This window comes from Bradyrhizobium sp. S3.3.6 (genome assembly GCF_040546905.1).
Classification (GTDB): Bacteria; Pseudomonadota; Alphaproteobacteria; order Rhizobiales; family Xanthobacteraceae; genus Bradyrhizobium; species Bradyrhizobium cytisi.
In genome coordinates this window covers 865,386-884,241 of record NZ_JBEPOT010000001.1, presented here as the reverse complement: position 1 = coordinate 884,241, position 18,856 = coordinate 865,386, and the positions used below count along the sequence as shown (strand labels likewise).

General features: G+C 64.7%; 20 protein-coding genes. 12 read left to right on the top strand and 8 right to left on the bottom strand.

Going from position 1 to position 18,856, the window contains the following annotated elements; all coding sequences use genetic code 11:
• Positions 1-11: 11 nt before the first annotated feature.
• The 4 genes from ABID59_RS04240 to ABID59_RS04225 all read left to right on the top strand — a co-directional run bounded on the left by ABID59_RS04240 (position 12) and on the right by ABID59_RS04225 (position 3,261).
• A complete protein-coding gene (locus ABID59_RS04240; protein ID WP_148751763.1) occupies positions 12-1,055 on the top strand; it encodes a CobW family GTP-binding protein in 1,044 nt (347 codons plus the stop codon).
• Positions 1,055-2,074 (top strand): WD40 repeat domain-containing protein, encoded by a 1,020-nt coding sequence (locus ABID59_RS04235; RefSeq protein WP_354082528.1) that lies wholly within the window; start codon positions 1,055-1,057, stop codon positions 2,072-2,074. The genes ABID59_RS04240 and ABID59_RS04235 overlap by 1 nt, the downstream gene beginning before the upstream one ends.
• 30 nt (positions 2,075-2,104) lie before the next feature.
• Positions 2,105-2,821, top strand: coding sequence for an MgtC/SapB family protein (locus ABID59_RS04230; protein ID WP_354032844.1), 717 nt, complete (start codon positions 2,105-2,107; stop codon positions 2,819-2,821).
• A 101-nt stretch (positions 2,822-2,922) separates the two neighbouring features.
• Entirely contained in the window at positions 2,923-3,261 is a 339-nt protein-coding gene (locus ABID59_RS04225; RefSeq protein ID WP_354082527.1) for a hypothetical protein, read from the top strand.
• Between the two features lie 131 nt (positions 3,262-3,392).
• On the opposite strand, the gene ABID59_RS04220 is transcribed toward ABID59_RS04225, so the two are convergent.
• The 5 genes from ABID59_RS04220 to ABID59_RS04200 form a co-directional block, all read right to left on the bottom strand.
• Complete coding sequence (locus ABID59_RS04220) at positions 3,393-4,835, bottom strand: homospermidine synthase (RefSeq protein WP_354082526.1); 1,443 nt, start codon at positions 4,833-4,835, stop codon at positions 3,393-3,395.
• Positions 4,836-4,883: 48 nt separating this feature from the next.
• Complete coding sequence (locus tag ABID59_RS04215; protein ID WP_148751768.1) at positions 4,884-5,273, bottom strand: RidA family protein; 390 nt, start codon at positions 5,271-5,273, stop codon at positions 4,884-4,886.
• Positions 5,274-5,418: 145 nt separating this feature from the next.
• Positions 5,419-6,006, bottom strand: coding sequence for a GNAT family N-acetyltransferase (locus ABID59_RS04210; protein ID WP_354082525.1), 588 nt, complete (start codon positions 6,004-6,006; stop codon positions 5,419-5,421).
• A 133-nt stretch (positions 6,007-6,139) separates the two neighbouring features.
• On the bottom strand, positions 6,140-7,282 hold the full coding sequence (locus tag ABID59_RS04205) for a type III PLP-dependent enzyme (protein ID WP_148751770.1): 1,143 nt from the start codon (positions 7,280-7,282) through the stop codon (positions 6,140-6,142).
• 664 nt (positions 7,283-7,946) lie between these two features.
• Positions 7,947-8,201, bottom strand: coding sequence for a hypothetical protein (locus tag ABID59_RS04200; RefSeq protein WP_148751771.1), 255 nt, complete (start codon positions 8,199-8,201; stop codon positions 7,947-7,949).
• 135 nt (positions 8,202-8,336) lie between these two features.
• Between ABID59_RS04200 and ABID59_RS04195 the strand changes: the two genes are divergently transcribed.
• The 3 genes from ABID59_RS04195 to ABID59_RS04185 are packed head-to-tail and all read left to right on the top strand — an operon-like array spanning position 8,337 to position 12,171.
• The gene (locus ABID59_RS04195) at positions 8,337-10,418 is read left to right on the top strand and encodes a M3 family metallopeptidase (protein ID WP_354082524.1); all 2,082 of its coding nucleotides are present in this window, start codon (positions 8,337-8,339) and stop codon (positions 10,416-10,418) included.
• 5 nt (positions 10,419-10,423) lie between these two features.
• Positions 10,424-11,056, top strand: a complete 633-nt coding sequence (locus ABID59_RS04190; RefSeq protein WP_354082523.1) for a DUF1007 family protein — start codon at positions 10,424-10,426, stop codon at positions 11,054-11,056.
• A complete protein-coding gene (locus ABID59_RS04185) occupies positions 11,053-12,171 on the top strand; it encodes a nickel/cobalt transporter (RefSeq protein ID WP_354082522.1) in 1,119 nt (372 codons plus the stop codon). Before ABID59_RS04190 ends, ABID59_RS04185 begins: the two co-directional genes overlap by 4 nt.
• Positions 12,172-12,357: 186 nt before the next feature.
• Here ABID59_RS04185 and ABID59_RS04180 read toward each other — a convergent pair whose 3' ends face one another.
• On the bottom strand, positions 12,358-12,756 hold the full coding sequence (locus ABID59_RS04180; protein ID WP_354082521.1) for an MAPEG family protein: 399 nt from the start codon (positions 12,754-12,756) through the stop codon (positions 12,358-12,360).
• 82 nt (positions 12,757-12,838) lie between these two features.
• Here ABID59_RS04180 and hemH point away from each other — a divergent pair, with 82 nt between their 5' ends.
• From hemH to ABID59_RS04160, 4 genes are all read left to right on the top strand, one after another.
• On the top strand, positions 12,839-13,876 hold the full coding sequence (gene hemH, locus ABID59_RS04175) for a ferrochelatase (protein ID WP_354082520.1): 1,038 nt from the start codon (positions 12,839-12,841) through the stop codon (positions 13,874-13,876).
• 10 nt (positions 13,877-13,886) lie between these two features.
• On the top strand, positions 13,887-14,849 hold the full coding sequence (locus ABID59_RS04170; RefSeq protein ID WP_354082519.1) for an ABC transporter substrate-binding protein: 963 nt from the start codon (positions 13,887-13,889) through the stop codon (positions 14,847-14,849).
• A gap of 207 nt (positions 14,850-15,056) precedes the next feature.
• Positions 15,057-16,049, top strand: a complete 993-nt coding sequence (locus ABID59_RS04165; RefSeq protein ID WP_354082518.1) for an SPFH domain-containing protein — start codon at positions 15,057-15,059, stop codon at positions 16,047-16,049.
• A gap of 54 nt (positions 16,050-16,103) precedes the next feature.
• A complete protein-coding gene (locus ABID59_RS04160) occupies positions 16,104-16,547 on the top strand; it encodes an NfeD family protein (RefSeq protein WP_148751780.1) in 444 nt (147 codons plus the stop codon).
• A gap of 41 nt (positions 16,548-16,588) precedes the next feature.
• Here ABID59_RS04160 and ABID59_RS04155 read toward each other — a convergent pair whose 3' ends face one another.
• On the bottom strand, positions 16,589-16,927 hold the full coding sequence (locus ABID59_RS04155; protein ID WP_148751781.1) for a winged helix-turn-helix transcriptional regulator: 339 nt from the start codon (positions 16,925-16,927) through the stop codon (positions 16,589-16,591).
• A 72-nt stretch (positions 16,928-16,999) separates the two neighbouring features.
• On the opposite strand from ABID59_RS04155, the gene ABID59_RS04150 reads away from it, so the two are divergent.
• Positions 17,000-17,551: a carboxymuconolactone decarboxylase family protein gene (locus ABID59_RS04150; protein ID WP_354082517.1), complete on the top strand. Its 552-nt coding sequence runs from the start codon at positions 17,000-17,002 to the stop codon at positions 17,549-17,551.
• 112 nt (positions 17,552-17,663) lie between these two features.
• Here ABID59_RS04150 and ABID59_RS04145 read toward each other — a convergent pair whose 3' ends face one another.
• A complete protein-coding gene (locus ABID59_RS04145; protein WP_354082516.1) occupies positions 17,664-18,671 on the bottom strand; it encodes a KpsF/GutQ family sugar-phosphate isomerase in 1,008 nt (335 codons plus the stop codon).
• Between the last annotated feature and the right edge of the window lie 185 nt (positions 18,672-18,856).

Genomic DNA, 18,856 nt, shown 5'->3' with positions numbered 1-18,856 from the left:
TCGGAGTTGTTATGTCTGAAGCGACCGTCTCCAAAATTCCCGTGACCGTCCTGACCGGCTATCTCGGCGCCGGCAAGACCACGCTGCTGAACCGCATCCTGTCGGAAAACCACGGCAAGAAATACGCCGTCATCGTCAATGAATTCGGCGAGATCGGTATCGACAATGACCTCATCATCGGCGCCGATGAGGAAGTGTTCGAGATGAACAATGGCTGCATCTGCTGCACCGTGCGCGGCGACCTCGTCCGCATCATGGATGGCTTGATGAAGCGCAAGGGCAAGTTCGACGCCATCATCGTCGAGACCACCGGTCTTGCCGATCCGGCGCCGGTCGCCCAGACCTTCTTTGTCGACGAGGACGTGCAGAAGAACGCCCGCCTCGACGCGGTCGTCACGGTCGCCGACGCCAAATGGCTGTCCGATCGTCTGAAGGACGCGCCCGAGGCCAAGAACCAGATCGCCTTCGCGGACGTCATCGTGCTGAACAAGACCGATCTCGTCAGCAAGCCCGAGCTCGCCGAGGTCGAGGCCCGCATCCGTGCCATCAACCCCTATGCGAAGCTCCATCGCACCGAGCGCTGCTCGGTGGCCCTGGCCGATGTGCTCGATCGCGGCGCGTTCGATCTCGACCGCATCCTCGACATCGAGCCGGACTTTTTGCAGGCCGACGATCATGACCACGACCATGATCATCACGGCCACGACCATCATCACGACCATGATCACGGCCACGGCCTGAAGCATTACCACGACGAGGACATGCAGTCGCTGTCGCTCAAGACCGACAAGCCGCTCGATCCGAACGTGTTCATGCCCTGGCTCCAGAATCTGGTGCAGGTCGAGGGCGGCAAGATCCTGCGCTCCAAGGGCATCCTCGCCTTTCACGACGACGACGATCGCTACGTCTTCCAGGGCGTCCACATGATGCTGGAGGGCAACCACCAGCGGAAATGGAAGGACGGCGAGCAGCGCGAGAGTCGCCTCGTCTTCATCGGCCGCGAATTGCCCGAAGAGCTCATTCGCTCGGGCTTCGAGAGCTGCATCGTCTCGTGATGAAAGAGTTTACGCCGGCCCCCGATTCTGCCTCGATCGTCTCCGTCACCGATCGCGTCAAGCCTGTTACGCTCGGCATGGGCGTGACCTCGGTGCATTTCCTTGGCCCCCGCGCTGCCTTCGTCGGCGGCGAGGAGAATGTCGCGTTCGTCGACGCCAAGGGCGAGATCAGCACCGTCGCCGTGCACAGCGGCGGCATCCTCTCGACCACCTCCGACGGCAAGCGCCTCGTGATGGGCGGCGACGACGGCAAGGTCGTTGCGCTCGACGCCAAGGGCGAGGTGACGCTGCTTGCCACCGATCCGAAGCGGCGCTGGATCGATGCGGTGGCGCTGCATCCGGATGGCGCCTTCGCCTGGTCCGCCGGCAAGACCGCGACCGTCAAGAGCGGCAGGGCCGAGGAAAAATCGCTCGAGGTGCCCTCGACCGTCGGTGGCCTCGCGTTCGCGCCGAAGGGCCTGCGGCTCGCGATCGCCCATTACAACGGCGCCACGCTGTGGTTTCCGAACATGGAGGGATCAGCCGAATTCCTGCCCTGGGCCGGCTCGCATCTCGGCGTCACCTTCAGCCCGGACAACAAGTTCCTGGTCACCACAATGCATGAGGCGGCGCTGCACGGCTGGCGGCTCGCCGATAACAGGCACATGCGCATGACCGGCTATCCCGGCCGCGTCCGCTCGATGTCCTGGAGCGCAGGCGGCAAGGCGCTAGCGACCTCGGGCGCCGACACCGTGATCCTGTGGCCGTTCGCCAGCAAGGACGGACCGATGGGCAAGGAGCCCGCGATGCTGGCGCCGCTGCAGGCCCGCGTCGCGGTGGTGGCCTGCCACCCCAAGAACGACATCTTCGCCGCCGGCTACAGCGACGGCACCGTGCTGATGGTGCGGATGGAGGACGGCGCGGAGATCCTGGTCCGCCGCAACGGTACGCCGCCGGTGGCCGGGCTCGCCTGGAACGCCAAGGGCACGCTGCTCGCCTTCGCCGACGAAAACGGGGACGGCGGACTGCTCGAGCTTTGATCTGTCATCGTTCCGGCCGTATAGGGAATCATGCGGTTCCTGACGACCTTCCAGATCGCTGATTTTGCCGACACGTTGGTCAGCCTGTTCACGGCCTTCGTGCTGGGCACGCTGATCGGCGCCGAGCGGCAATATCGGCAGCGCACCGCCGGCCTGCGCACCAATGTGCTGGTCGCGGTCGGCGCTGCCGCCTTCGTCGATCTCGCCATGCATTTGACCGGCGCGGACGGTGCGGTGCGGGTGATCTCCTATGTCGTCTCCGGCATCGGATTCCTCGGCGCCGGCGTCATCATGAAGCAGGGCATGGACGTGCGCGGGCTCAACACTGCGGCGACGCTGTGGGCCTCTGCCGCCGTCGGCTCCTGCGCCGGGGCCGACATGGTCGCGCAGGCCGCAGCGCTCACCGTGTTCGTCATTGCCGGCAACACGATGCTGCGCCCGCTGGTCAACGCCATCAACCGCATCCCGCTGAATGAGAAGACCTCGGAGGCGACCTATTACTTCAAGCTCGCGGTCGCGACCGATGCGTTGCCCGACATGCGCGACCGCGTCGTCGACAAGCTCGCGGCGGCGAAATATCAGGTGGCCGACATCGAAGTCGTCGAGATCGGCGACGATATCCTGGAGATCGTCGCAAAGCTGGTTGCGACCGCGGTCGATCCGAACGAGCTCAACGCGGTGGCGACCGATCTCCAGCATTTGCCCGGCGTGCGCCACGCGACCTGGGAAGTCAGCACCACGGATTGAGCGCGGCGTTTTGGCGCGCAAACCTCCGGTTCCGCCCGGCCCCGGCTTGGAACTGCGGCTTGGCAAATTCGTTGATCCCACAGACAAAAGCGGTGATCGATATGCCCGGCAGGAACGACAAGCGCCGACCTCGACGAGACCTTTTGATCGCTTGCTCGCTATTTGCTGCAGGCGTCGTGATCTCGGGCCTGTCACTCGCGCAGATCCGGGACGAGAGCCGGATGCAGACGGCGCAGGCGACGGGGCCGCTTCAGGGCACGCCGTCCGAGGATCAGAGCAAGACGCCTGCGGAATCAAAGCCCGGCGGCGATCGCCCCACCACGCCGGCGCCCGAGCCCGCGCGCCCCGATCCACAGACGCAGGGCGCTGCGGGCGCGGCGAAACCAGCATTGCCGCCGGCACCTGCCGAGAAGATCGCGCCGCCGATCAAGGAGAAGTAGGTTCTTCGTCATTCCGGGGCGCGCGAAGCGCGAGCCCGGAATCCATTGATCCGCACGTACCGCCGCCCGATGGATTCCGGGCTCGCGCTAAGTGGCGCGCCCCGGAATGACCGGCGGAGAGAACTCGCCCCTCACCGCACCAGCACATTCCGGAACTGCCAGGGATCGCTCGTGTCGATATCCTCCGGAAACAGTCCCGGACGATCGGTCAGCGGGGTCCAGTCGGTGTAGAAACCCTTCACCGGGCCGAGATACGGCAGCTGGATTTCCAGCAGACGATCGAAATCCATCTCGTCGGCTTCGACGATGCCTTCCTTCGGGTTCTCCAGCGCCCACACCATGCCGCCAAGCACAGCGGAGGTCACCTGCAGGCCGGTGGCGTTCTGATAGGGCGCGAGCTTGCGGGTCTCCTCGATCGAGAGCTGCGAGCCGTACCAATAGGCGTTGTTGTCGTGACCGAACAGCAGCACGCCGAGCTCGTCGATGCCGTCGACGATCTCGTTCTCGTCGAGGATGTGGTGCTTCTCCTGCATCTTCGCTGCGCGGCCGAACATTTCATGCAGCGACAGCACGGCATCGTCGGCCGGATGATAGGCATAGTGGCAGGTCGGCCGATAGACTGCCGTGCCCGACCCGTCACGCACGGTGAAGTAATCGGCGATCGAGATCGACTCGTTGTGGGTGACGAGGAAGCCATACTGGGCGCCGCGGGTCGGGCACCAGGTGCGCACGCGCGTGTTGGCGCCGGGCTGCATCAGATAGATGGCGGCACCGCAGCCGGCTTCGTGGGTCCGCGCATTCTCGGGCATCCATTTTTCATGGGTGCCCCAGCCGAGCTCGGACGGCTGCACGCCTTCCGACAGGAAACCTTCCACCGACCAGGTGTTGACGAAAACGTCCGGCTCTTTCGGCGACTTGGAGCGCTGGGTGTCGCGTTCGGCGATGTGGATGCCCTTGATGCCGGCCTGCCGCATCAGATCCGCCCATTCGGCCTTGGTCTTCGGCTTGGGGGCGTTGAGCTTCAGATCCGCGGCGACGTTGAGCAGCGCCTGCTTGACGAAAAAGGAGACCATGCCGGGATTGGCACCGCAGCAGGAGACGGCCGTCGTCGAGCCCGCCGGGCGCGCCTTCTTGGCGGCCAGCGTCGCTTCGCGCAGTGCGTAGTTGGAGCGCGCTTCCGGGCCCTTCGACGAATCGAAATAGAAGCCGAGCCAAGGCTCGTTGACGGTGTCGATATAGAGCGCACCAAGCTCGTTGCAGAGCTCCATGATGTCGGTCGAGCCGGTGTCGACCGAGAGGTTGACGCAAAAGCCCTGGCCACCGCCTTCGGTGAGCAGCGGGGTCAGCAATTCGCGGTAATTGTCCCTGGTCACGGCTTTCTGGATGAAGCGCACATTCTGCTTCTCGCAATGCGCCTTGCGGCCCTCGTCCTTGGGATCGATCACGGTGACGCGCGACTTGTCGTAATCGAGATGCCGCTCGATCATCGGCAGCGTGCCTTTGCCGATGGAGCCGAAGCCGACCATGACGATGGGACCAGTGATCTTCGCGTAGATCTGCGAGGGGTGGCTCATGGGATGGGTTCTCCGGAACGTTCTGGCGGACAAAGGGTGAGGGGTGGCTCAGGCGCTGCGGCGCTTGGCGGTGACTTCGATCTCGACCTTCATCTCGGGCTTGTAGAGCGCGGAGACGACGAGAAGCGTGGCGGCCGGGCGGATCTCGCCGAGGACTTCGCCGCAGACCGCGAAGTGGGCGTCGGCGTCCTTGGCGTCGGTGAGGTAGTAGGTCACGCGGACCACGTCGGCCATCTCGAATCCGCCCTCCTTCAGGGCCGCCTCGATGGTCTTGAAGCAGTTGCGTGACTGGCTCGTGACATCGGCCGGCATGGTCATCGTGGTGTAGTCATAGCCGGTGGTCCCCGCGACGAAGGCGAACTCGCCGTCGATCACGGCGCGGCTGTAGCCAGCGGTCTTCTCGAAGGGGGAGCCGGTCGAAATCAGGCGACGGGACATGTGTTGGACCTCGGCTGAAAGGGTGCTTCGCGGGGTTAAAGGGCGTTTCCGGGGCCTTCGCAACCCCCAAGGAGCGGTGTCAAGTCAGGCGTAGCCGGGCATCGCCGCTCAAAGCGGCTTCGGTCGTCGCCATCATGGCAGTCCCTTAAGCCGCGTGCGCTTCGAGGGGGCGAACCGCCCTCCGTTTGGGCAGGGCCGCGCCGGTCGGGACGATCATCCCGCAGGCGCCATCCAGCGCACCGGCCTGAAATTCGATCGCCAGCAGGCGTTCGCGCTCGAACGGGCCGGGCAGCGCCAGTGCGCCGGTCTTCTCCGCAGAGAAGCCGAAGCGGGCGTAGTAGGGCGCGTCGCCGAGCAGGATCACGGCGGCATGCCCGCGCGCCCGAGCGGCAGCCAGCGCTTGTTGCATCAGCGCGGCGCCGATCCCGAGCTCGCGGCAGGCGGGGTCCACCGCCAGCGGTCCGAGGACCAGAGCGGGCCTGCCTCCGGCGCTGACGTGCCACAGCCGCACGGTTCCCACGAGTGTCCCCTCGTGCATCGCCGACAGCGCAAGGCCCGCGGCAGGTGCACGTCCGTCGCGCAGGCGCTGGCAGGTGCGGTCATGGCGGTTCTCGCCAAAGCAGGCATCGAGCAGCGCTTCACGCATCGTGACGTCGACAGCACGCTCGCTGCGGATGGCGAACGGAGCGGCTTTCGAAGTGAGGGCAATCTGTGGCTTCCGAAAAGCAGTCATGGCGCGTCAGTCCCCGCTTGAGCCGACGTGCACGCAGCACGCCGGTCCAAGGCGTCGTCAGAAATCAAAGGTGTGAGGGAGGAGCCGGCAAGCCGGCTCCCGGGTTCGTCGGGCCTCGGAAAAGAGAGGCCGCCTAGATGTGGTAGGTCTTCAGCGGCGGGATGCCGTTGAACGCCACCGCCGAGTAGGTCGACGTATAGGCCCCGGTGCCTTCGATCAGCAGCTTGTCGCCGATCTCGAGCGTCACCGGAAGCGGATACGGGTTCTTCTCGTACAGCACGTCGGCGCTGTCGCAGGTCGGGCCGGCGAGCACGCACGGGGTCATGTCCGCGCCGTCATGCGGGGTACGGATGGCGTAGCGGATCGACTCGTCCATCGTCTCGGCGAGACCGCCGAACTTGCCGATGTCCAGATAGACCCAGCGCACCTCGTCCTCGTCGCTCTTCTTCGAGATGAGCACGACCTCGGATTCGATGATGCCGGCGTTGCCCACCATGCCGCGGCCCGGCTCGATGATGGTTTCCGGAATCTGGTTGCCGAAGTGCTTGCGCAGCGCGCGGAAGATCGAGCGGCCGTAAGTCACGACCGGCGGCACGTCCTTCAGGTACTTGGTCGGGAAGCCGCCGCCCATGTTGACCATGGAGAGGTTGATGCCGCGCTCGGCGCAGTCGCGGAACACCTGCGAGGCCATCGCCAGAGCGCGGTCCCACGCCTTCACCTTGCGCTGCTGCGAGCCGACATGGAAGGAGATGCCGCACGGCTCCAGGCCCAGACGCTTGGCGACGTCGAGCACCTCGACGGCCATTTCCGGGTCGCAGCCGAACTTGCGCGACAGCGGCCATTCGGCGCCGGCGCAGTCATAGAGGATGCGGCAGAACACCTTCGCGCCGGGAGCGGCACGGGCGACTTTCTCGACCTCGGGGACGCAGTCCACGGCAAACAGCCGGATGCCGAGCGCGAAGGCGCGCGCGATATCACGTTCCTTCTTGATCGTGTTGCCGAAGGAGATGCGGTCGGGCGTAGCGCCAGCAGCCAGCGCCATCTCGATCTCGGCGACGGTCGCGGTGTCGAAGCACGAGCCCATCGATGCCAGCAGCGCTAGTACTTCCGGCGCCGGGTTCGCCTTGACGGCATAGAACACGCGGCTGTCGGGCAGCGCCTTGGCAAAGGTCTGGTAATTGTCGCGCACGACCTCGAGGTCGACGACGAGGCAAGGCTCGGTGTCCCGGCCCTCGCTGCGGCGGTTGCGCAGGAATTCCTGAATACGTTCGGTCATAGCACTCTCCCAAACGGCCCAGCGACGGGGATCCGTTCAAAAAATGTCGTCGGATAAGAGCGCTCCGGCCAGATCACGCGATGGAGGCGTGACGAGCCAAAGACTCACATCAGACTGTGCTGCCGTGGATTGGTTGGGAATTTTCCCGCCCGCACACCTGGCAATGAAGGACAAGCCTTTTCAGTAGCCCGCGCCGGCGTTGGACTGCCGGTAGAGACCAAAAAAGCCCGATCCGTCGTTGCTTTAAGTCGCGTCCCCCGTTGAGAGCGGGGTGCGCCGGTTCGCCTCCGGCTGCCAGTCACGGTTGCAAAGGGCAAAGTCACCTTCGACAAGGCATCTCTTTGAGAGAGATGCTGGACGCTCCGGGTTTGCTTCCGTCATCTGACTTTAAAGGTCTTCCGACTTCTGCACTTCCGAAGAGCCCCTCGGCTTCTTCACCCCTTGGCGGCTGTCCGGCCTCTTGTCCGGATACCTACCGACTGACACACGACCACAGGCACGTGCGAAATTGGGCAAGAACGCACATAAGGGTTTTGAATCTCGATCGCAAGAATTTTTTTAGCCTAGCGACAAGATTACCTAACATCTGCTTGCACTGTGATGCGCGAGCGACGCTGAAGATGAACAGGCGTTAAGTTTTTCCGGAGCAGCGCGCGTACGCGCGTCAGCCGCGCTTCGTGAACGGCTCGACGCGCTGAGCGGCGCGGATGAAGGCGGTCATCACCAGCACGCCGAGCGCAAACATCACGGCCTGAAGGATGTGCGCGCCCTGGTCGCCGAGCCCAAACAGAATTGCGAGTGCCCAGCCGCCGGCAAATGCCGCACCGAACACCTCGGCACCGATCAGGATGGCGGCGCTGACAACGGTGATGACGCTCGGCCAGACGATCTGACGGGAAGACGAGGAGGAGGCGTTCATGGGCTTTGGGGTCCGTAGCTTCGAGGGCCGCAATCTCCCCGAAAAGGCGGGCGGGAGCAAGGCCAAATGGCCCAAAAAAGCCCCATCGCGTGCTATAGCTGGATCCAACAAATCGGCTCAAAAAACGGACTTGTGATGTCAGACCCCCGCCAAACCACGGACACCGAGGCCAACCCGCTGCTGAAGGCCTGGGTGACGCCATTTGCGACCCCGCCCTTCGACGAGATCAAGCCGGAGCATTTCCTCCCCGCCTTCGAGCGGGCTTTTGCCGATCACTCCGCCGAGATCGCGGCGATCACCAACGATCCGGCCGCGGCCGACTTCGCCAACACCGTCACGGCGCTGGAGCGCTCCGGCAAGCTGCTCAACAAGGTTGCTTCCGTCTTCTACGACCTGGTCTCGGCGCATTCCAACCCGGCCATCCTGGAGATCGACAAGGAGGTTTCCTTGCGGATGGCGCGGCACTGGAATCCAATCATGATGAATGCCGTGCTGTTTGGCCGCATCGCCCAGCTGCACGAGAACCGCGCCAATCTCGGCCTCGACCCGGAGCAGTTCCGCCTGCTGGAGCGCACCTACACCCGCTTCCACCGCGCCGGCGCCGGCCTCTCCGACGAGGCCAAGACGCGCATGGCCGAGATCAACGAGAAGCTGGCCCAGCTCGCGACCGGCTTCAGCCATCATCTGCTCGGCGACGAGCAGGACTGGTTCATGGAGCTCGGTGAGGCCGACCGCCAGGGCCTGCCGGAGAGCTTCGTCGCCGCCGCCAAAGCTGCGGCAGAAGATCGCGGCATGGAAGGCAAGGCCATCGTGACGCTGTCGCGCTCCTCGACCGAGCCGTTCCTGAAGAGCTCGGCCCGGCGCGACCTGCGCGAGAAGGTCTACAAGGCCTTCACGGCGCGCGGCGACAATGGCAATTCCAACGACAACAACACGACCATCGGCGAGATCCTGAAGCTGCGCGAGGAGAGCGCCAAGCTGTTGGGCTACCCGACCTTCGCGGCCTACCGGCTCGAAGACTCCATGGCCAAGACGCCGGATGCGGTTCGCGGCCTGCTCGAACGGGTCTGGAAGCCGGCCCGGGCCCGGGCACTCGCCGACCGCGACGAGATGCAGGCGCTGATCACGGAGGAGGGCGGCAATTTCAAGCTCTCTCCCTGGGATTGGCGCTTCTACGCCGAGAAGCTCCGGCTCCAGCGCGCCAATTTCGACGACGCCGCGATCAAGCCTTATCTGACGCTCGACCATATGATCGCCGCCGCCTTCGACTGCGCCACGCGCCTGTTCGGCGTCACCTTCGCGGAGCGCAAGGACGTGCCGGCCTGGCACCCCGACGTCCGCGTGTGGGAGGTGAAGGGGCCCGATGGCAAGCACAAGGCGCTGTTCTACGGCGACTATTACGCCAGGCCGTCAAAACGCTCCGGCGCGTGGATGACCTCGCTGCGCGACCAGCAGAAGCTCGACGGCGAGATCGCGCCGCTCGTCATCAACGTCTGCAATTTTGCCAAGGGCACCGGAGCCGAGCCCTCGCTGCTGTCGCCCGACGATGCCCGCACCCTGTTCCACGAGTTCGGGCACGGCCTGCATGGCATGCTCTCCAATGTGACGTATCCGTCGCTGTCGGGCACCTCGGTGTTCACCGATTTCGTTGAGCTGCCCTCGCAGCTCTACGAGCACTGGCAGGAGCGGCCCGAGGTGCTGCAGCAATTCGCCCGCCACTACCAGACCGGCGAGCCGCTGCCGGACGACCTGCTGCAACGGTTCCTTGCCGCGCGAAAGTTCAACCAGGGCTTTGCCACCGTCGAGTTCGTCTCCTCGGCGCTGGTCGATCTCGAATTCCACTCCCAGCCCGCCGCCGCCGTCCAGGACGTGCGCGCCTTCGAGAGACGCGAGCTTGAGAAGATCGGCATGCCCGAGGAAATTGCTATGCGGCATCGGCCGACGCAGTTCGGCCACATCTTCTCTGGCGACCACTACGCGGCCGGCTATTACAGCTACATGTGGTCGGAGGTGATGGACGCCGACGCCTTCGGCGCCTTCGAGGAGGCCGGCAACATCTTCGATCCTGATGTGGCCAAGCGCCTGCACGACGACATCTATTCGAGCGGCGGATCGGTCGATCCGGAGGCCGCCTACGAGGCCTTCCGCGGCCGACCGCCCGAGCCCGACGCGCTGCTCCGCCGCCGCGGCCTGCTCGACGACGCCAAGGCGGCCTGACCGGCATGCGCGCCCTGTTCGGTCTGCTGTTCGCCGCCGTCGTGATGCTCGCATCAGGCGCGGCGAGCGCGCATCCGCATGTCTGGATCACGGCGACGAGCGAGCTGCTCTATGCCGAGGACGGCTCGGTCACCGGCGTGCGCCACGCCTGGACCTTCGACGATATGTTCTCGGCCTATGCGGTGCAGGGGCTCGAGAGCAAGAAAAAGGGCGCCTATACGCGCGAGGAGCTGGGGCCGCTGGCGCAGACCAATGTCGAGTCGCTGAAGGAATATGCTTACTTCACCTTCGCGCGAGCCGACGGCAAGAAGGAGCGATTCCAGGAGCCGGTCGACTATTATCTCGACTACAAGGACACGGTGCTGACCCTGCACTTCACCTTGCCGCTGAAGACGCCGCTCAAGCCGAAGCAACTGATGCTGGAAGTGTTCGACCGCTCCTTCTTCATCGACTTCCAGATGGCCAAGGACAATCCGGTCAGGCTGGTCGGTGCGCCCGCGGGCTGTGAGATGAAGCTCGATCGTCCCAGCGACGGCACCGCGACTGCGCAGAAGCTCAATGAGCAGACTTTCATGGACGGACCGAACGCCAATTTCGGCATGATGTTCGCCAACAAGATCACGGTGGATTGCCCTTGAAACCGCATCTCTCGGATCTTGGTCGCGGGCTCGTCGCCTGCGCCGCTGTTCTCCTCGTCGTCGGCGTGGCCGATGCCGCGCTCCATGATGTCCTGGCGCAAAATCCGTTCGGCGCGCCGAAGTCGACGCAGGCGGCCGAGCCCGAGGCCAGCGGCCTCATCGGCTGGCTGCTGGCAAAGCAGTCGGAATTCTATCGCCAGATGTCGTCGACCATCCGCGCTGCGAAGACCGACGGCTCAGCGGTGTGGACGCTGCTCTTCATCTCCTTTGCCTACGGCATCTTCCACGCCGCCGGCCCCGGCCACGGCAAGGCCGTGATCGCCTCCTATCTCGTCGCCAACCGCGAGACCGCGCGGCGCGGCATCGCGCTGTCGTTTGCCTCGGCGCTGATGCAGTCGCTGGTCGCGATCCTGATCGTCGGCATCTCGGCCTGGATCCTGAATGCGACGGCCAAGACCATGTGCAAGGCGGAGGGCGCGATTGAGATCGCGAGCTATGGCCTGATCGCGCTGTTCGGCCTGCGGCTGGTCTGGGTGAAGGGCCGCACGTTCATCAGCGCGCTCCAGGCGACGCAGCCGGTGCCGGCGATCGCGGGCGTGCCGCACCACCATCATGATCACGGCCATCACCATCATCATGATGCGCATGATCATCATGACCACGATCATGGACATGATCACGATCACCACGGTCATGCCCATCAAGCGCACGACCACGTTCACGACGAGCAATGCGGCCATTCCCATGGGCCCACCCCGAGCGAACTGGCCGGCCCCGGTGGCTGGCGGCGCGGCTTTGCTGCGATCCTAACCGTCGGCATCCGCCCCTGCTCGGGCGCGATCCTGGTGCTGGTGTTCGCGCTCGCCCAGGGCCTGTTCTGGGCCGGCATCGCCGCGACCTTCCTGATGGGCCTGGGTACCGCGATCACGGTCGCGGCCATTGCGGTGATTGCCGTGTCCGCCAAGGACATCGCCGGCCGCCTGAGCGGAGTCCGCGACGGCGGTGGTGCGCTCTTCATGCGCGGCATCGAGTTCGGCGCCGCCGCCCTCGTGCTGCTGTTTGGCGCGGGACTGTTATTCGGCTACATCGCGGCCGAACGGACGACGTGTTTTTAAGCCAAACTCTCGTGCCCCGGACGCAGCGCAGCGTCCCTTCGACGATGTGCTGCACAGCCGGGGCCCATCTCTCCGTGTGGCAGGGCTTGGCTTTTTGGGTCCCGGCTCTGCGGAGCAGCGCCGTAAGCGCGTTTACGCGCGTCTTCAACGCGCTATGGCGCTGCACCGCGTCCGGGACACGGGTGCTCACACCGGCAAAAACCGCTTCAGCATCGGCATCAAGAAAATCCCGAGATTGAGCGCAAAGCCGATGCTCCAGAGGATGGAGCGCAGCGTCGGGCGGTTGCCGAGATAGGTGAGGACATAGGCGATCCGCACGATCAGGAACAGCACCGCGAGCTCGTCGATCAGGCGCTGCGGCGAGTCCCGGAATTCGGCGAGCAGGACGGCAAAGGCGAAGAACGGGAAGGTCTCGATCCCGTTCTGGTGCGCGCCCAGCGCGCGCTGCGCGATGGCGTCCTGATAGAAGGCGGGATCGCGCGGCCGGGAATTGTCGAAGCCGCGAAACCGGATCCATTTGATCGAGCCGATCGTCAAGAGATAGAGCAGCAGCGCTCCGAGAACGCACCATTCCGCGAGTGTCATCTTCCCTCCCCCGCTCGTGGGGGACCCTAGCGAAACCGGGCTCATCTTGACAAGTTCGGAGCAACGCGCGACGCAACTGACCATGACGGCCACCGCCCCCATTGCGACCGCGAAACCGGCAGCGCCACCGGCCCAGCCGCGCGTCGGCGTGCTGCTGGTCAATCTCGGCACGCCCGATACCGCGGATGCCCCGGGCGTGCGGGTCTATCTCAAGGAATTTCTCTCGGACGCCCGCGTCATCGAGGACCAGGGCCTGATCTGGCAGCTGGTGCTGAACGGCATCATCCTGCGAAGCCGTCCACGCACCAAGGCGCTCGACTACCGGAAGATCTGGAATAACGAGCGCAATGAATCGCCGCTGAAGACTATTACGCGGTCGCAAGCCGACAAGCTCGCCGCCGCGTTGTCGGACCGCGCCCATCTAGTGATGGATTGGGCGATGCGCTACGGCAATCCCTCGATCAAGGCGGGCATCGATGCGCTGATCGCGAAGGGCTGCGATCGCATCCTCGCCGTGCCGCTTTATCCGCAATATTCCGCCTCGACCTCGGCGACCGTCTGCGACGAGGTGTTCCGCGTGCTCGCCCGCCTGCGCAATCAGCCGACGCTGCGGGTGACGCCGCCTTATTACGAGGACGAGGCCTATATCGAGGCGCTCGCAATCTCGATCGAGACGCATCTGGCGACACTGCCGTTCAAGCCCGAGCTGATCGTCGCCTCCTTCCACGGCATGCCGAAATCCTATGTCGACAAGGGCGATCCCTATCAGAGCCACTGCATCGCCACGACAGCGGCGCTGCGCCGCCGGCTCGGCATGGACGAAACAAGGCTGCTGCTGACCTTCCAGTCGCGCTTTGGCAATGACGAGTGGCTGCAGCCCTACACCGACAAGACGATGGAGCGTCTCGCCAAGGAGGGAGTGCGCCGCATCGCCGTAGTGACACCGGGTTTTTCGGCCGACTGCCTGGAGACGCTGGAGGAGATCGCGCAGGAGAACGCCGAGATCTTCAAGCACAATGGTGGCGAGCAGTTCTCGGCGATCCCCTGCCTCAACGACAGCGATCCCGGCATGGATGTGATCCGCACGCTGGTGCTGCGCGAGCTGCAAGGCTGGATATGAGGATCGCTTCATGAACCGCCGCGAATGTCTGGCGCTTCTTGGGGCGATCACCGCGTTGGCGCCGTCCGCTCTGGCGCAGCAGCCGACGACAATGCGACGGCTCGGCGTGCTCACGGTCACCGAAGATGACGTGATCGGGCAGGCTCCCCTTGCCGAGGCGCTGGCCGCGCATGGCTGGAAGGAAACGGCCAATCTGCAAATCGACTGGCGCAGCGGCGACGGTGACAGGCTGCGGACCGCGAAGTTCGCAGAGGAGCTGGTCGCGCTCAAGCCAGATGTCTTGTTCGCGATCGGTACGCCCTCGGTCGAGGAGCTGCAGAAGCGTACGGCGGCGCCGATCGTCTTTGCCGTGATCACCGACCCTGTCAGCCAGGGCTTTGTCAAAAACCTCGCCCATCCCGGCGGCAACATCACCGGCTTCACCGATTATGACGGCCCGCTCGCCGGCAAGTGGTTGGACCTGCTGACGCAGATCCAGCCAAGGGTGTCCCGCGTCTTTGTCGTCTACAATCCCGCGACTGCGCCTTTCGCCGGCCTCATGTTGCACGCGATCGAGCAGGCCGGACGCGCGCTTCATGTGACAGTCGAGCCCGCGCCGGTCCACGACGCAGTCTCGCTTGCCGCGCTGGCCTCGCACAGAGATGGCGGTTTCCTGGTGCTGCCCGACTTCTTCACCATGGCCAATCGCGCGCCTCTGCTCGCGGCCATTGCGCAAGCGCGGGCGCCGGCAATGTTCTGGAGCCGCATCTTCGTCGATGAAGGCGGGCTGATGGCTTATAGCACCGACAGTGCCGAGCAGCTTCGCCGCGCCGCCAGCTATATTGACCGCATCCTCAGAGGCGCGCAGGCGGCCGACCTGCCGGTCCAGAATCCCACCAAGTTCGAATTGGCGATCAACCTGAAGACGGCCAAGGCGATTAGTGTCACGCTGCCTCCAAGCCTGCTCGCAACCGCGAACGATGTCATCGAGTAGCGGTGCAAATCCTTAACATTTGCCGCTAGGTCTGCGCCTCCGAGCTTTCAAGGCCAGACCGCAAATACATAACCGTGACCGTTCCCTCTCCGTGCATCTTGTGCAGAATGGCGTGGATGCCGACGTGAAAGGCGACCGCTGAACCGGTAGGGTCCTGGTCCCGACCAATGGCAGCACGGGAAAGGGCTTTCCCGCCTTGGAGGAAATATGAGCGGTTTCGATATTTTCGCGATTGTTCTGGTGTTGCTCGTCATCGTCACGCTGATCGCCGGCGTGAAGACGGTGCCGCAGGGCTATGACTGGACCATCGAGCGGTTCGGCAAATACACCCAGACGCTGAGCCCCGGGCTCAATCTGATCGTGCCCTATTTCGACCGTGTCGGCCGCAAGATCAACATGATGGAGCAGGTGATCAACATTCCCGAGCAGGAGGTCATCACCAAGGACAACGCCACCGTGACGGTGGACGGCGTCGCCTTCTTCCAGGTGTTCGATGCCGCGAAGGCGAGCTACGAGGTCTCCAACCTCGAGCAGGCGATCATTGTGCTGACCATGACCAACATCCGATCGGTGATGGGCTCGATGGATCTCGATCAGGTGCTGTCGCACCGTGACGAGATTAACGAGCGCCTGCTGCGCGTCGTCGATGCCGCGGTCTCGCCCTGGGGCCTCAAGGTCAATCGCATCGAGATCAAGGACATCGTGCCGCCCGCCGACCTCGTCGAAGCGATGGGTCGGCAGATGAAGGCCGAGCGTGTCAAGCGCGCCGACATCCTTCAGGCCGAAGGTGCGCGCCAGTCCGAGATCCTGCGCGCCGAGGGCGCCAAGCAGGGGCAGATCCTGCAAGCAGAAGGCCGCCGCGAGGCCGCCTTCCGCGACGCCGAAGCGCGCGAGCGATCGGCGGAAGCCGAGGCCAAGGCCACGCAAATGGTCAGCGAGGCCATCGCCAAGGGCGACGTGGCGGCGTTGAACTACTTTATCGCCGACAAGTACATCAAGGCGTTCGGCCAGCTGGCGGAGTCGCCGAACCAGAAGGTCATCATGCTGCCGGTCGAAGCGATGGGCATGCTGGGTTCGCTTGCCGGCATCGGCGAGATCGCCAAGGCGACGTTCGGCGAAAGTGCCGTATCCGCTGCCGCTGCCGCCCGTCGCGGCGGCTCGGTGCCATCCTCCGCTCCTACGCCGCCGCGGCAGGGATAGGATCAGTGTATGGCCTTCCGATAAGGTCATGCGCCAATTTTTAGAGGTCGTGTCATGACCGACATGTTCGTATCGCTCGGCACCTGGAACTGGCTGATCTTCGGCTTCATCCTGATGGCGCTGGAAGTGATCGCGCCGGGCGTGTTCCTGTTCTGGCTCGGACTTGCCGCGTTGCTGGTCGGCCTGATCTCGTTCGCTGTCGTTATCTCCTGGCAAATCCAGCTCGTGATGTTCGCGGTGTTCGCGGCCGCTGCCGTGCCGGTGTGGCGCCGGCTCGCCCGGCCGAAGCCGGAGGCAAGCGCAAGCCCCTTCCTCAACAAGCGCAGCGAGGCGCTGCTGGGCCGCGAGTTCACGCTGGAGAAGCCGATCATCGACGGCAACGGCACCATGCGCATCGGCGACACGGTGTGGCGCGTGGCAGGCCCGGACACACCGGCGGGAACGCGGGTGAAGGTGGTGCAGGTGGACGGCGCCAATCTGACGGTGGCAGCGGCGTAATCCACCGCAATGACGAGCTTGTTGAGGCTGGATTGCCAGACCTAGGCACCGGTCTTGCTGTGCCACCTCTCCGCAAACCTGTGTAGCGGCATGAATGTCTCGCACAGATCCCGCCCGAGCGCCGTCAGGCCATAGCCGCCGCCATCGCCCAGCTCGACGAACCCCGCCTCGCGCAACTCCGTCAGTCGCGCCTGCAGCACCGTCGGCGAAGCCTCGTCGCAGGCGGCGCGAAGCGCGCGCGAGGTGAGGGGATCCTCGCGCAGCTCCCACAGGATCCGCAGGCTCCAGCGCCGGCCGAGCAGATCGAGCAGCGCCATGATCGGCCGCCCGCTGCGCGAGCCACGCACGCGGCGCGCCCCTGATGCTGGTTGTTTCGCCATCGCGCCCCCTCTTGCGTCTTGCTACGGATAATGTAGCGTATTGCTACAGTAAGTGTAGCAAGAAGGACGGCCATGTCATCCCCGACGCCGCGTATCGCTCCGCTCGCGCCGCCTTATCCCCCGGAGATCCAGGCGCAGTTCGATCGCATCATGCGCGGCGCGCCGCCGCTGGTGCTGTTCCGGGTCATGGCGGGGCACACCCGCGCCTGGGACAAGTTTCGCGCCGCCGGCCTGCTCGATCCCGGTCCGCTGTCGCTGCGCCAGCGCGAGATCGTCGTCGATCGCACCTGTGCGCTCAACCGTTGCGAATATGAATGGAGCGTCCATGTCGCGATCTTCGCCGGCGCAGCGAAGCTCACCGAGGATGAGGTACGCGCAACTGTTGAGGGCGATGCGAACTCACCCTGCTGGTCGCCGGCCGAGCAGGCCCTGATTGCGGCGGTGGACGCGCTACATCACCGCGCGACGTTCACCGACGCGGAGTTTGCTGGACTGTCGGCGCATTACGACGAGGCCCAGATTCTGGAGGTCATGCTGCTGTGCGGCTTCTACCGCACCGTGTCGTATCTGGCGAACGGGCTGCGATTGCCGCTGGAGGAGAAGGCGGCGCGGTTTCCGGCGTAGGTCTAACCGCCCGTCATCGCGAGGAGCCCTTGCGACGAAGCAATCCAGACTGTCTCCGCGGAGGCAGTCTGGATTGCTTCGCTTCGCTCGCAATGACGGAGGCGAGAGCGCCCTACGCCACGCCCGCGCGCAGCAGATCGTGCAGATGCACGATGCCGACCACCTGGTCCGCCTCGGTCACCACCAGCGTCGTGATCTTGCGGGTGTTAAGCACCTCGATCATCTCGGTCGCGAGCATCGACGGCGGCACGCTCTTCGGCTGCCTGGTCATGATGTCATCGACCGTCGCCGTCAGCAGGTCTGGCCGCATGTGGCGGCGCAAATCGCCGTCGGTGATGATGCCGACGGCCTCGTTGGCGGCGTTGACGATGCAGACGCAGCCGAGCCCCTTGGCGGACATCTCCATCACCGCGTCCGACATCTTGGTGCCTTCAGGCTTCACCGGGATCTCCGCACCGGTGCGCATGTAGTCGCGGACGAATTTCAGCATCGCGCCCAGCTTGCCGCCCGGGTGGAAGTGGGCGAATTCCAGCGCGGTGAAGCCGCGGCCTTCGAGCAGCGCAATCGCAATGGCATCACCGATCGCGACCTGCATCATGGTCGAGGTGGTCGGCGCCAGATTGTGCGGGCAGGCCTCGCGCGCCTTCGGCAGCTCGATGACGATGTCGGCGGCCTGGCCCAGCGAGGAGGCCGCGTTCGACGTCACCGCGATCATCGGGATGGCGAACCGCGCCGAATAGTTCACCAGCGTCTTCATCTCCGGCTGCTCGCCGGACCAGGACAGCGCCATGATGACGTCGTCGGTGGTGATCATGCCGAGATCGCCATGGGCGGCTTCAGCGGTGTGAACGAAGAACGCCGGCGTGCCTGTCGAGGCCAGGGTCGCTGCGATCTTGCGCGCCATGTGGCCGGACTTGCCGAGCCCGGTGACGATGACACGGCCCTTGGCGTTGCGGATCAGGTCGACAGCCCTAGCGAACGCCTCTCCCAGCGGACCGCGCAGGGCGGTCGCGAGCGCGTTGATGCCGTCGCTCTCGGTCTCCAGCGTGCGGAGCGCGGATTCGACGCTTGTCGGGGTAGGGCCGGATGATGGGGTCATCAGCGGTTTCGAGCTCGGCATGCATCTATCCAGAGAGGTAGGGCGATTGCCGCCTCCTTAGCACGCCCGCGCCGACGAGGCGACGCGGGCTCCAACGCCCTCAACCGGTCATTAACCATAATTGTTTTAACTCCATTAACGATGGTTCCCGCGCATTCGCGGAAGGGCATCGAAGAAGCGTTTGATTTCGTTGGAGTTATTCCATC

Bases quoted from the DNA above. Each gene is read 5' to 3' on its own strand.
- ABID59_RS04240 (WP_148751763.1), top strand. From the start codon at position 12: ATGTCTGAAGCGACCGTCTCCAAAATTCCCGTGACCGTCCTGACCGGC.
- ABID59_RS04195 (WP_354082524.1), top strand. From the start codon at position 8,337: ATGTCAGACCCCCGCCAAACCACGGACACCGAGGCCAACCCGCTGCTG.
- ABID59_RS04165 (WP_354082518.1), top strand. From the start codon at position 15,057: ATGAGCGGTTTCGATATTTTCGCGATTGTTCTGGTGTTGCTCGTCATC.
- ABID59_RS04155 (WP_148751781.1), bottom strand. From the start codon at position 16,927: ATGGCGAAACAACCAGCATCAGGGGCGCGCCGCGTGCGTGGCTCGCGC.
- ABID59_RS04215 (WP_148751768.1), bottom strand. From the start codon at position 5,273: ATGTCCCGTCGCCTGATTTCGACCGGCTCCCCCTTCGAGAAGACCGCT.
- hemH (WP_354082520.1), top strand. From the start codon at position 12,839: ATGACGGCCACCGCCCCCATTGCGACCGCGAAACCGGCAGCGCCACCG.
- ABID59_RS04220 (WP_354082526.1), bottom strand. From the start codon at position 4,835: ATGAGCCACCCCTCGCAGATCTACGCGAAGATCACTGGTCCCATCGTC.
- ABID59_RS04200 (WP_148751771.1), bottom strand. From the start codon at position 8,201: ATGAACGCCTCCTCCTCGTCTTCCCGTCAGATCGTCTGGCCGAGCGTC.
- ABID59_RS04235 (WP_354082528.1), top strand. From the start codon at position 1,055: ATGAAAGAGTTTACGCCGGCCCCCGATTCTGCCTCGATCGTCTCCGTC.
- ABID59_RS04180 (WP_354082521.1), bottom strand. From the start codon at position 12,756: ATGACACTCGCGGAATGGTGCGTTCTCGGAGCGCTGCTGCTCTATCTC.
- ABID59_RS04170 (WP_354082519.1), top strand. From the start codon at position 13,887: ATGAACCGCCGCGAATGTCTGGCGCTTCTTGGGGCGATCACCGCGTTG.
- ABID59_RS04230 (WP_354032844.1), top strand. From the start codon at position 2,105: ATGCGGTTCCTGACGACCTTCCAGATCGCTGATTTTGCCGACACGTTG.
- ABID59_RS04190 (WP_354082523.1), top strand. From the start codon at position 10,424: ATGCGCGCCCTGTTCGGTCTGCTGTTCGCCGCCGTCGTGATGCTCGCA.
- ABID59_RS04205 (WP_148751770.1), bottom strand. From the start codon at position 7,282: ATGACCGAACGTATTCAGGAATTCCTGCGCAACCGCCGCAGCGAGGGC.
- ABID59_RS04145 (WP_354082516.1), bottom strand. From the start codon at position 18,671: ATGCCGAGCTCGAAACCGCTGATGACCCCATCATCCGGCCCTACCCCG.
- ABID59_RS04225 (WP_354082527.1), top strand. From the start codon at position 2,923: ATGCCCGGCAGGAACGACAAGCGCCGACCTCGACGAGACCTTTTGATC.
- ABID59_RS04150 (WP_354082517.1), top strand. From the start codon at position 17,000: ATGTCATCCCCGACGCCGCGTATCGCTCCGCTCGCGCCGCCTTATCCC.
- ABID59_RS04160 (WP_148751780.1), top strand. From the start codon at position 16,104: ATGACCGACATGTTCGTATCGCTCGGCACCTGGAACTGGCTGATCTTC.
- ABID59_RS04210 (WP_354082525.1), bottom strand. From the start codon at position 6,006: ATGACTGCTTTTCGGAAGCCACAGATTGCCCTCACTTCGAAAGCCGCT.